At 65.5% G+C, this 9,737-nt stretch carries 14 protein-coding genes; 6 read left to right on the top strand and 8 right to left on the bottom strand.

The window, feature by feature from the left end:
• Nucleotides 1-366: 366 nt before the first annotated feature.
• Nucleotides 367-750: a hypothetical protein gene (locus tag QW887_RS32700; protein WP_315715883.1), complete on the bottom strand. Its 384-nt coding sequence runs from the start codon at nt 748-750 to the stop codon at nt 367-369.
• A gap of 228 nt (nt 751-978) precedes the next feature.
• Complete coding sequence (locus QW887_RS32695; RefSeq protein ID WP_316195960.1) at nt 979-1,779, bottom strand: hypothetical protein; 801 nt, start codon at nt 1,777-1,779, stop codon at nt 979-981.
• Nucleotides 1,780-1,893: 114 nt separating this feature from the next.
• On the opposite strand from QW887_RS32695, the gene QW887_RS32690 reads away from it, so the two are divergent.
• On the top strand, nt 1,894-2,928 hold the full coding sequence (locus tag QW887_RS32690; protein WP_315715885.1) for an aspartate-semialdehyde dehydrogenase: 1,035 nt from the start codon (nt 1,894-1,896) through the stop codon (nt 2,926-2,928).
• A 34-nt stretch (nt 2,929-2,962) separates the two neighbouring features.
• Nucleotides 2,963-3,505 carry a TIGR00645 family protein gene (locus QW887_RS32685; RefSeq protein WP_315715886.1) on the top strand — a complete coding sequence of 181 codons (543 nt, stop codon included), beginning with the start codon at nt 2,963-2,965 and terminating at the stop codon, nt 3,503-3,505.
• Between the two features lie 66 nt (nt 3,506-3,571).
• Here the strand turns inward: QW887_RS32685 and QW887_RS32680 are convergent, their stop codons facing one another.
• On the bottom strand, nt 3,572-4,216 hold the full coding sequence (locus QW887_RS32680; RefSeq protein WP_315715887.1) for a carbonic anhydrase: 645 nt from the start codon (nt 4,214-4,216) through the stop codon (nt 3,572-3,574).
• Nucleotides 4,217-4,317: 101 nt separating this feature from the next.
• Here QW887_RS32680 and QW887_RS32675 point away from each other — a divergent pair, with 101 nt between their 5' ends.
• On the top strand, nt 4,318-5,196 hold the full coding sequence (locus tag QW887_RS32675) for a CoA ester lyase (protein ID WP_315715888.1): 879 nt from the start codon (nt 4,318-4,320) through the stop codon (nt 5,194-5,196).
• Nucleotides 5,197-5,200: 4 nt separating this feature from the next.
• Here QW887_RS32675 and QW887_RS32670 read toward each other — a convergent pair whose 3' ends face one another.
• From QW887_RS32670 to QW887_RS32650, 5 genes are all read right to left on the bottom strand, one after another.
• Nucleotides 5,201-5,572, bottom strand: a complete 372-nt coding sequence (locus QW887_RS32670; RefSeq protein ID WP_316195957.1) for a cytochrome c — start codon at nt 5,570-5,572, stop codon at nt 5,201-5,203.
• 34 nt (nt 5,573-5,606) lie between these two features.
• A complete protein-coding gene (locus QW887_RS32665; protein WP_315715890.1) occupies nt 5,607-6,023 on the bottom strand; it encodes a DUF6455 family protein in 417 nt (138 codons plus the stop codon).
• A 112-nt stretch (nt 6,024-6,135) separates the two neighbouring features.
• Nucleotides 6,136-6,936: a hypothetical protein gene (locus QW887_RS32660; RefSeq protein ID WP_316195955.1), complete on the bottom strand. Its 801-nt coding sequence runs from the start codon at nt 6,934-6,936 to the stop codon at nt 6,136-6,138.
• A gap of 81 nt (nt 6,937-7,017) precedes the next feature.
• Nucleotides 7,018-7,620, bottom strand: coding sequence for a 3-isopropylmalate dehydratase small subunit (gene leuD, locus QW887_RS32655; protein ID WP_315715892.1), 603 nt, complete (start codon nt 7,618-7,620; stop codon nt 7,018-7,020).
• A gap of 89 nt (nt 7,621-7,709) precedes the next feature.
• Nucleotides 7,710-8,108 carry a metallopeptidase family protein gene (locus tag QW887_RS32650; RefSeq protein ID WP_316169953.1) on the bottom strand — a complete coding sequence of 133 codons (399 nt, stop codon included), beginning with the start codon at nt 8,106-8,108 and terminating at the stop codon, nt 7,710-7,712.
• Nucleotides 8,109-8,249: 141 nt separating this feature from the next.
• On the opposite strand from QW887_RS32650, the gene QW887_RS32645 reads away from it, so the two are divergent.
• The 3 genes from QW887_RS32645 (at nt 8,250) to QW887_RS32635 (ending at nt 9,484) form a co-directional block, all read left to right on the top strand.
• Nucleotides 8,250-8,558, top strand: coding sequence for a hypothetical protein (locus tag QW887_RS32645; protein ID WP_316202012.1), 309 nt, complete (start codon nt 8,250-8,252; stop codon nt 8,556-8,558).
• 286 nt (nt 8,559-8,844) lie between these two features.
• Nucleotides 8,845-9,114: a hypothetical protein gene (locus tag QW887_RS32640; protein ID WP_316195952.1), complete on the top strand. Its 270-nt coding sequence runs from the start codon at nt 8,845-8,847 to the stop codon at nt 9,112-9,114.
• A gap of 94 nt (nt 9,115-9,208) precedes the next feature.
• On the top strand, nt 9,209-9,484 hold the full coding sequence (locus QW887_RS32635; protein ID WP_315715895.1) for a hypothetical protein: 276 nt from the start codon (nt 9,209-9,211) through the stop codon (nt 9,482-9,484).
• Nucleotides 9,485-9,737 lie beyond the last annotated feature (253 nt).

Raw genomic sequence — 9,737 nt, 5'->3', positions numbered from 1 at the left:
CACGGCGTCTAGCGCCAAGGACCCAACGGCTTCCCGCCCACCATCATCATGGCAGACTTTCCAGACACAGGGACCCAGACTCCCCGACATGGGTGTGAGGCACGCTGGAGCGATGAGACCGGGAGGGCATGCCGGCCGGTGGTTATGGATCCGGCGTTCGCCGGGATGACACTGAGGGGTGGAGCAGGCTGGCCTCCATCGGCGTGTAGCGATGTGTCAGCCATGTCTCCGAACGGTCGTCTCACACGTTCGAAATCGAGCAGTGACCAGCTCATGATCGATGACGACGCGATGGAATGTCAGCGCGGCAAAACAACAAAAAGCCGGGCGGGGCCCGGCCTTGATGATCTGACGATGCGGCCGCCCTCAGTAGGGGATCGGAATCCGGGTCGGATAGCCACCGAGATCGGACGGCGCCATCAGCGGCTGACGGTCGATCGGGCGGTTCAGGTTCTCGCGGGCGAACGACGGATAGCCGACGGCCGGCGGGAACGCGTAATCCGAGAACTTGCGGTCGCCCGGCAGCACCTCGGTGCCGCCGTCGAGGAACGAGCGGCGGGTGATGTAGATGCGGGTGCGCGGGCCGGACTGGTAGGAATAGTTCGGATTGCCGCTGCTATAGGTGGTCGTCACGCGGCGCTTGGTGGTGGCGGCATCCGCCGAGGTGGCGGCAAGAGACGTGACGGCAAGGCCCGTCGCGGCGATCACCGCCAAGGCCATGACCCGGGTCGCAGCAGGAAATTCGATCATCACGTCCTCTTCCTCGCGCCAAAAGGGGCGGGCGCTCGCCATGCGCATGATTTGGCCCGCACAATATCTGGGTCGGCTGTGGCATCACAAGGTCATTCCCGCGGCGACGGGCAAGATAAATCCCTGCTGTGGCGGGAAAGTTGCATCAATATCCGTCACTTGCCCGTGGGTTTGACGGGTCGAATAGGATGCGGTCACGCCCAGCAACATCCGGACGCGGGCGGACATTCACAAGGCGCCGCGCAGCCTCGGATTGGCGGTCGACGTCACCCAATCGGCGCTGCCGGTGGCGATGGCGGGTTCGTCGCAGCCGCCGCGCCGCTGATCGGACCCCATGAACAGCTGGTTCAGGGCGCGGTGCTGGTCGGGCGCCAGCAGGGTCAGCCGGTTGAGCATGCACCCGACCATGGCGCGGCGCATCGGCATCGTCACGCCCTGGCACGACCAGCCGGAGATCCGCAAGCTCGGCTCGGCGATGGTCTTGAGAAAGCCGAGGCAGGCTCCGGCGCCCTCGGGAGCCCCAGCCCGGCGAACCAGACTGACGGGGCCGAACCGGCTGTCGATCACGCCGGCGGTCTCGAGCTCGGAGGCGGAGTTGCGCCCCATCCGGACCGCGAGATCGGCCCGGGGATCATGCCTTGCATCGCGCTCCGATCCGAACCGGTAGACCTCGAGCTCGGCAGCGGGGCGATCGGCGGGTTCGCCCCAGCGCAACACGTCCTTGCGGCCGCCTTCCGGGTGGATGAGCACGGTGTAGGTGGCGGTCCTGTCGGGCTGGTCGGTGAGACGAAGCGAGAACGCCGGCACTGCGGCGTCGGCCAAGGTCCAGCCGGCGCGGCCGGGCAAAGCGTCGCCGTCGTCGAGATGATTCCAGCCGGCGACCCCGAGCATGGCGATCAGCGCCAGAGCCCCCACATAGGCGAACAGGCGCGCAAAGGTGCCGCAGACCTCGTCCGCGAAGCTCTTGAGCCCTTGCAGGACGGACCCGGATCGGGGCGCTGCGGCTGTTCTGGCCGAATTGGACTGCATCGAATGCGAGACGTCGTGGTAACGTTGTGTCAGGGACGTTTCTCGCATAGAAGCGCTGCCGCTTCGGTTTCCGCTGACACGCGCGGCCGGCCATATTTCTTCGGAGAGTGAACGATGGGTTACAAAGTCGCAGTGGTCGGCGCGACCGGCAATGTCGGACGGGAAATGCTCAATATTCTCGACGAGCGCCAGTTCCCCGCCGACGAGGTCGTGGCGCTGGCCTCACGCCGCAGCGTCGGCGTCGAGGTGTCCTATGGCGACCGCACGCTGAAGGTCAAAGCGCTCGAGCACTACGATTTTGCCGATGTCGACATCTGCCTGATGTCGGCCGGCGGTTCGGTGTCGAAGGAGTGGTCGCCCAAGATCGGCGCCGCCGGCGCTGTCGTGATCGACAACTCGTCGGCTTGGCGCATGGATCCCGACGTGCCGCTGATCGTGCCGGAGGTGAATGCCGACGCAGCCGCCGGCTTCAACAAGAAGAACATCATCGCCAATCCGAACTGCTCGACCGCCCAGCTCGTCGTCGCGCTGAAGCCGCTGCACGACAAGGCCAAGATCAAGCGCGTCGTGGTGTCGACCTATCAGTCGGTGTCCGGCGCCGGCAAGGATGCGATGGACGAATTGTTCTCGCAGACCAAGGCCGTCTACACCAACGACGAGCTGGTCAATAAGAAGTTTCCCAAGCGCATCGCCTTCAACGTCATTCCGCAGATCGACGTCTTCATGGAGGACGGCTTCACTAAGGAAGAGTGGAAGATGATGATGGAGACCAAGAAGATCTTGGATCCGAAGATCAAGCTGACCGCGACCTGCGTGCGCGTGCCGGTGTTCGTCGGTCACTCCGAAGCCGTCAATGTCGAGTTCGAGAATCCGATCACGGCGGACGAGGCCCGCAACATCCTGCGCAATGCGCCGGGCTGCCTCGTCATCGACAAGCACGAGCCGGGCGGCTACGTGACGCCCTATGAGGCGGCCGGCGAGGACGCGACCTATATCAGCCGCATCCGCGAGGACGGCACGGTCGAGAACGGCCTCGCCTTCTGGTGCGTGTCCGACAATCTGCGCAAGGGCGCGGCGCTGAACGCGATCCAGATCGCGGAGGTCCTGATCAACCGCAAGCTGATCACGGCCAAGAAGAAAGCGGCCTGAGCGGAGACGTCGTCAGGGTGAGGCGCGGAACGCAATGAGCGAGAAGACGACGCCGGACGCCGCCAGGCACGCGCCGGGTCCGCTCGAGCGCGGGCTCGAAGGCTTCCTGTTCAAGAGCCGCTGGCTGATGGCGCCGTTCTATGTCGGCCTCGTCGTCAGCCTGGTCGTCCTGCTGTTCAAGTTCGTGCTGCTGCTGTGGGAGAACATCGTCCATCTGCCGACCGCCAAGGAGAGCGACATCATCCTCGGCGTGCTCAGCCTGATCGACGTCTGCCTGACCGGCAATCTGGTGCTGATCGTGGTGTTCTCCGGCTATGAGAACTTCGTCTCGCGCATCGATCCCGGCGGCCATCCCGACTGGCCGGAATGGATGACCAAGGTCGATTTCGCCGGACTGAAGCAGAAGCTGCTCGCCTCGATCGTCGCGATCTCGGCGATCCAGCTCTTGAAGGCGTTCATGAATCTCGACGCCGGCTATGACTCGACCAAGCTCGCCTGGCTGGTCGGCGTGCACATGACCTTCGTGGTGTCGACCCTGATGTTGGCGCTGTCGGACCGCTGGTCGGGTGACCATTGATGGGCGGCGAATAGCGAGGCGCGAATGGCGAATAGGGCAGGTGAACTACTCGCTACTCCCCATTCGCTATTCGCCAGCGCGCGCGCTCTTGAATTCCTTGCTGGCCTTGTCGAGCACGAACAGCGAGCCCTCGGAGACGCCGAAATAGGCGCCGTGGAGCTGCAAATCACCGGCCTCGACGCGGCTGCGCACGAATGGGAAGGTCATCAGGTTCTCGAGGCTGCGGAACACCGCGGCCTTCTCGATCCGGGTGACGAAGTCCTGAAAACTCTCATGCGTGCGCTGTTCGACGACCTCGCCGGGCTTGATGAACATCGACATCCAGCGGCCGATGAAGTCGCCCGGGGACAGCGGCGCCGCCTTGTCGACGAAGGCGCGGATGCCGCCGCACTGGGCGTGGCCCAGGATGACGATGTGCTTCACCTTCAGCACGGTGACGGCATATTCCAGCGCCGCCGACACGCCGTGCGCGTTGGCGTCCGGCTGATAGATCGGCACCAGGTTGGCGATGTTGCGCAGCACGAACAATTCGCCGGGGCCGACGTCGAAGATCACCTCGGGCGAGACGCGCGAGTCGCAGCAGCCGATCACCATCACTTCGGGCGACTGGCCGCGCTCCGAGAGCTCGAGGTAACGGCTCTGTTCGGTCGGCAGGCGTTGGGTGGCGAAGGCGCGATAGCCTTCGAGCAGGCGTTGCGGAAACGAGATCATGGGCCTTGCCTAAACACATGCGGCTTCCGGGAACAAGCCTTTCGGGCCGGCCCCCGAAATGGTATCGCGGGCCGCGTCGATAAACCAAGGGAAACGCCGAAATGATCCGCCCGCGCCGCAGTCTTCTGTTCATGCCCGGCTCCAATGCGCGCGCGCTGGAGAAGGGGCGGAACCTGCCGGCTGACGGGCTGATCCTCGATCTCGAGGATTCGGTGGCGCCGGACGCCAAGGCCGCCGCCCGCGACCAGATCGCCAAGGCGGTGGCGGCCGACGGCTACGGCAAGCGGGAACTGCTGATCCGGATCAACAGCCTGGATACGACGTGGTGGCGCGACGACGTCGCCATGGCCGGACAGGCGGCGACCGACGGCATCCTCGTTCCCAAGGTGTCGACCGTCGAGGACCTTCGCCTGGTCACGGATCGCTTGGCCGAGGTCGGCGCCGATCCCGCGCTGAAGGTATGGGCGATGATCGAGACGGCGCGTGCCGTGCTCGATGCCGATCTGCTCGCGGCCACCGTGCACGAGGAAGGCTCGCGGCTCGCCGGCTTCGTGTTCGGACCCAACGACATCTCGCGTGAGACTCGCATCCGGATGCTGCCGGGCCGCTCCACGATGCTGCCGATGATCAGCCACTGCATCCTGGCGACGCGCGCCCATGGGCTGGAGATTCTGGACGGGCCTTACAGCGATTTCGCCAACACCGACGGATTCGCTCAGGAATGCATCCAGGCCCGCGATCTCGGCTTCGATGGCAAGACGCTGATCCATCCCGGCCAGATCGACGCCTGCAACGCGATCTTCACGCCGCCCGCCGACGAGGTCGCTGCGGCACGCAAGATCATTGCTGCGTTCGAGCTGCCGGAGAATGCCTCGCGCGGCGCGATCCAGATCGACGGCCGCATGGTCGAGCGGCTGCATGCCGAGATGGCGCGACGCACGATCGCGATCGCCGATGCGATCGCGGCGGTGGCGAAGTGAGGCGTCAGGTGCGGCGGAGACTGAGGATGTAGTTGACGAGGTCGCCGCGCTGCTCGGCCGTCAGAATGACGTTCGGCATCGTCGGGTGGCTGCTCTGCAGGAACACCTTGAGCGATAGCTCGGTCGTCGACGGCATGTTGGCGACCGCGACGAAATCGGGGGCGGCCGTGGTTTGGGCTCTCGCCCCGCTGGTGTCGATGGCGTGGCAGGTGCTGCACCAGGCCTCCGCCAGTTTGCGTCCCGCCTGCACGCTGTCGGCGGCCGGCGTCACGCCGCCGGCATTGTGCAGCCGGATCAGCAGCATCGCGCCGAGCGCGAGCAGGATCGCGGCGCCGACATGGAGCCAGATGTTGCGGTGCAGATTCGGCAGGCTCATCGCATTGCTCCGCGGGGTGGGAGGGAGGCGGCGATCAGTGCTTGACCGCGGCGCTGCCCAGGCGGTCGATGGTCGGGGCGTTGAGGCAGTATTCCTCGTAGTGCTCGGCACTCGTCCCGGCGGCAAGATCGCGATGGCAGCGCGGCTTGTCCTTGCACATGGCGCAGACGCGCTCCATGTCGCGCAGCACCAGCGGCTCGGCGCGCCCCAGCGCGGCCTCGTCGATGCCGAGCGCCTTCAGCATCTGCGGCAACTCGTCGGCGGCGTGCTCGCCATGGCGGACCAGCTCGTCGAGATCCGCCGGCGTGACCTGGAGGTCCATCGCGATACGCTCGAAATCGTCACGGTCGAGCTGCCGGATCTCGCTCAGCTCACGCCGGTGCCGGAGCCATTGCGCGAACGTATCGATCAGGAACTGAACCCGCGGATAAGGCTTGGCGTCTACGGTCATGACACGTCTCCGATGATTGTTCGCAATCAATCACCGGGTGGACGCGCGGACGTTGCGGTAGATCAAGCAGCAAATCGGTCCTGCGCCGGCCGCAAAGCTGCGTGGCGAAAGGTCAGCGCGGGGCAAATCGTGCGGCCGCCCAGGCATAGAGGCTGCCCGGGATCGGCGCTTCGCCGCCGCGGCCCTTCGGCGAGATGTGCAGGCCGATGACACCGGGATCGCCGATCAGGCCGGAGAAGTCGGAAGGGTCGAAGAACGCCTTCGGCTCGGCATGCACCGCGTAGAAGCTGCGCTTCGGCAGCACATGGTGCAGCGAGCCATGGCGGCGGGCCAGCGCCGTCAGCGCGGCAGGGCCGAAGATGGCGACGCGGATGTCCGAGAGGCGGTCGGAGCCGCCGCGCAGGCGGCGCAGCGCAAAGGTGAGGCGGTGACGCAGCGAAAGCCAGTTCGGCGTCAGCGCGTCCTGCGCCATCAGTGCGGCGAACTCGGCGACGATCGGATCCTCCGGCGGCAGGTAGAGCACGGAGTTGCCGAGCTGCCGCGGCCGCTCCCAGGCGAAATAGGGCACGGCGGGGTCGATCTCGACCGGCCTGAGCAGCAGCACGTCGGCATCGAGCCAGAGGCCGGCCCGCTGTGCCATCAGCCGCATCCGGAAGAAGTCGCTGAACTGCAAGGTGGTCCAATCGCGCCAGCCGCCGTCCGGCTGCGGCGGCCTGAGACGCTCGGAGAACGCATAAGGCAGGACCGCCTCGGCCTCGGCATTGCCGACGCCGTCGGGCAGGCCGGGCAGCGGATCGAAGCTGTAGACCGTGACCTTGTGGCCGGCGGCGAGCTGCGAGCGCAGGCAGGTCTGGCGCAGGCGGTCGAGCGGCCCCCGCCAGAAGGTGACGACCTCGGGCAATACGCGCGTCAACGGCGGACCTGCTGGGCTGCTCTCGAAACAGGGCCCCGGACGAGGTCCGGGGCCCGCGAACTCACCATCCTTCGGCGGGCCTCAGGCCCAGGCGCGCTCGGCCAGCTTGGCCTCGTAGCTGTCGATCGACGCCTTCTTCTCCAGCGTCAGCCCGATGTCGTCGAGCCCGTTGAGCAGGCAATGCTTGCGGAACGGGTCGATGTCGAACTTGACGGTGCCGCCGTCGGGGCCGCGGATCTCCTGGTTGGCGAGATCGACCGTCAAGGTCGCGTTGGCGCCGCGCTCGGCGTCGTCAAACAGCTTGTCGAGGTCGGCCTGCGACACGCGGATCGGCAGAATGCCGTTCTTGAAGCAGTTATTGTAGAAGATGTCGCCGAACGAGGTCGAGATCACGCAGCGGATGCCGAAGTCGAGCAGCGCCCAGGGCGCGTGCTCACGGCTCGAGCCGCAGCCGAAATTGTCGCCGGCGACGAGGATCTTGGCGTTGCGATAGGCCGGCTGGTTGAGCACGAAATCCGGGTTCTCGCTGCCGTCGTCCTTGTAGCGCTGCTCCGAGAACAGGCCCTTGCCGAGGCCGGTGCGCTTGATGGTCTTCAGGTACTGCTTGGGGATGATCATGTCGGTGTCGACATTGATGATCTTCAGCGGCGCGGCGACGCCTTCCAGCGTGGTGAACTTGTCCATCGGGGCACCTTCGAGAATACGGGCAGGCCGCTGTTTAGCCCGAACGGCAGGGCGGATAAAGTCAAAATCCCGGTGCTCTCGCCGGGTCGTCAGTCGACGGACGCCTCGATCGCCTCCATGTCGTCGTCGGACATTCCGAAATGATGGCCGATCTCGTGGATCAGGACGTGGCGGACGATGTGCCCAAGACTCTCGTCGTGCTCGGCCCAGTAGTCCAGGATCGGACGGCGGTAGAGCCAGATCATGTTGGGCAGCCGGGGCAGGTCGTCATTGCTGCGAAACGGCAGTCCCGTGCCCTGGAACAGGCCGAGCAGGTCGAACTCGCTTTCGGACTGCATCTCGTCGAGCACCTCCTCGGTCGGAAAGTCGTCGACCCGGATGATGACGCCCTCGCACATCCTGCGAAAATGCTCGGGCAGACGCTCGAACATCTCGTGCGCCATGACTTCCATGTCGGTGAGCGAGGGGGCTTTCAGATCTGTCCACATTGCCGCCTTCTAGCCCGGCTTTGATCATCTTGCATCTTGGTTCTATGACATGTGTGGCGGAGCTGGTTGACGCAGGGGATGAAACCGGCGACCGTGACGCGCGAATTGGGGGTTGGGGAACAGATGAGGCAGATGTCGATGGTGCTGGCCGGAGCGGCGCTGGCTGCGGCGGTCGTGGTCTCGATCTCGGCAACGGCGCAAGCGGAGCAACCCGCCGGCGCGCGCGGCGCCGTGCAGAGTGAGGTGCGCACGGATCTCTCCGCACAGCGCCGGCAACGACGAATCCAGATCTATCCGCGCTACGAGGGTCATTGGCAGCCCGACGTGGTGCCGCGCTTCAACCCGGGTCCGAACGCAGTTCGTGTATGCGATGCCACCTATGTTCCGGAGCATCGGCCGAGCGGCACCGTGATCGTCCCGCATATGAGTTGCGTCTGGCGACGCGGCTGACTCCTGGGTCCCGCGCACTGATCGGCTCGGCAAGCGCGCACGCGATCCGGTCGCGATCGCGACGTTGCCTGATGTTACCGCCCGGACACAGTGCCGATATGTCGCGCACTGCGGCGGAACCATGCGCGACATATCGGCATTCTGCTCCTGCGCAGGTCTTCATGTCCCATTCACGTCGCTCGTTCGAGACTGGTCTGCGTCGCGCTGCTGCGGCCGCCCTTCAGGCAACTGACAAGGCGGAAGGTACGGTGCCGGACGTGATGTCAGGCGATCGAGGGAGAAGTTCATGACTGTGATGAAGCTGTTGGGCATCGCGGCGGTTGGCGCCGTTCTCGCGATGGCTGCCCCCGCCGAACGCGCGCAGGCGCTGTCGCTGATCAATCCGGGCGCTGCGACCGCGGTGCAGCAGGGCACGGCGCAGGAGACCGCGCAGGCGCATTGGCACGGCCGCCGCCATTGGCATCCCCGGCGCCACTACTATCCTCGGCATTACTACCATCCGCGTCATCACTGGCGGCCGCATCACTACGGATATCGCCATCACGGCCGCTGGTAAGCCGCGCTTTCGAGCCGACCGAGACAATGACCGAAATTAAACAGGCCCGCTTTGCGGGCCTGTACGTTGATGGGGGCTGGCAACGAGGTTCGCCATGAAACCATCAGTCAACAGAACCTGGCTCGGGATCAGCGTTGTCACGGTGGCGATGCTGCTCGCAAGTTCCGCCGCCACCGCTCCTGTCGCCGCAGCTCCAGCCGTAACGCAGGCGCGTCAGACCGTAACGGATGCTGGCCCGCGCCGGCAGGGCCGCCGATCGAAGCTCGTGGTGTCGACGGCAGAGGTGCCGCACTATCTCGACCGTCCCACGGATTACACGCCGGCCTATCCGCCGGGGCCCTTGGTTCTGTTCACGCCGTTCTACCATTGAGGCCATGTCGGCGAGGCGCGCTGCGTTTCCTGCGTGTCGTTAGTTGCGAAGTCCCCGCCCGAGCAGCACGTGAGCCGTTGCGTCGGCATCCGTGATCCTGAGTTGCAGGACGACGTAGAGGCTCACGTGCATCTCCTCTGCCGCGACGCCACGCCGCAGATGCGCGTGCACCGTGCATCACTGACGAGCATCATTCATGCCGCATTCACGTCGCTATCTCTACGTTCATGTTGGGGGTGCGCCAATCCACCGA

Source organism: Bradyrhizobium sp. SZCCHNRI3052 (assembly GCF_032484895.1).
Classification (GTDB): domain Bacteria; phylum Pseudomonadota; class Alphaproteobacteria; order Rhizobiales; family Xanthobacteraceae; genus Bradyrhizobium.
The sequence above is the reverse complement of the archived record's forward strand: the minus strand, read 5'-3'. Positions and strand labels throughout refer to the sequence as shown.

What these genes read in the sequence shown, in the direction of transcription:
- QW887_RS32700 (WP_315715883.1), bottom strand. Translation starts at nt 750, where the DNA reads ATGATCGAATTTCCTGCTGCGACCCGGGTCATGGCCTTGGCGGTGATC.
- QW887_RS32695 (WP_316195960.1), bottom strand. Translation starts at nt 1,779, where the DNA reads ATGCAGTCCAATTCGGCCAGAACAGCCGCAGCGCCCCGATCCGGGTCC.
- QW887_RS32690 (WP_315715885.1), top strand. Translation starts at nt 1,894, where the DNA reads ATGGGTTACAAAGTCGCAGTGGTCGGCGCGACCGGCAATGTCGGACGG.
- QW887_RS32685 (WP_315715886.1), top strand. Translation starts at nt 2,963, where the DNA reads ATGAGCGAGAAGACGACGCCGGACGCCGCCAGGCACGCGCCGGGTCCG.
- QW887_RS32680 (WP_315715887.1), bottom strand. Translation starts at nt 4,216, where the DNA reads ATGATCTCGTTTCCGCAACGCCTGCTCGAAGGCTATCGCGCCTTCGCC.
- QW887_RS32675 (WP_315715888.1), top strand. Translation starts at nt 4,318, where the DNA reads ATGATCCGCCCGCGCCGCAGTCTTCTGTTCATGCCCGGCTCCAATGCG.
- QW887_RS32670 (WP_316195957.1), bottom strand. Translation starts at nt 5,572, where the DNA reads ATGAGCCTGCCGAATCTGCACCGCAACATCTGGCTCCATGTCGGCGCC.
- QW887_RS32665 (WP_315715890.1), bottom strand. Translation starts at nt 6,023, where the DNA reads ATGACCGTAGACGCCAAGCCTTATCCGCGGGTTCAGTTCCTGATCGAT.
- leuD (WP_315715892.1), bottom strand. Translation starts at nt 7,620, where the DNA reads ATGGACAAGTTCACCACGCTGGAAGGCGTCGCCGCGCCGCTGAAGATC.
- QW887_RS32650 (WP_316169953.1), bottom strand. Translation starts at nt 8,108, where the DNA reads ATGTGGACAGATCTGAAAGCCCCCTCGCTCACCGACATGGAAGTCATG.
- QW887_RS32640 (WP_316195952.1), top strand. Translation starts at nt 8,845, where the DNA reads ATGACTGTGATGAAGCTGTTGGGCATCGCGGCGGTTGGCGCCGTTCTC.
- QW887_RS32635 (WP_315715895.1), top strand. Translation starts at nt 9,209, where the DNA reads ATGAAACCATCAGTCAACAGAACCTGGCTCGGGATCAGCGTTGTCACG.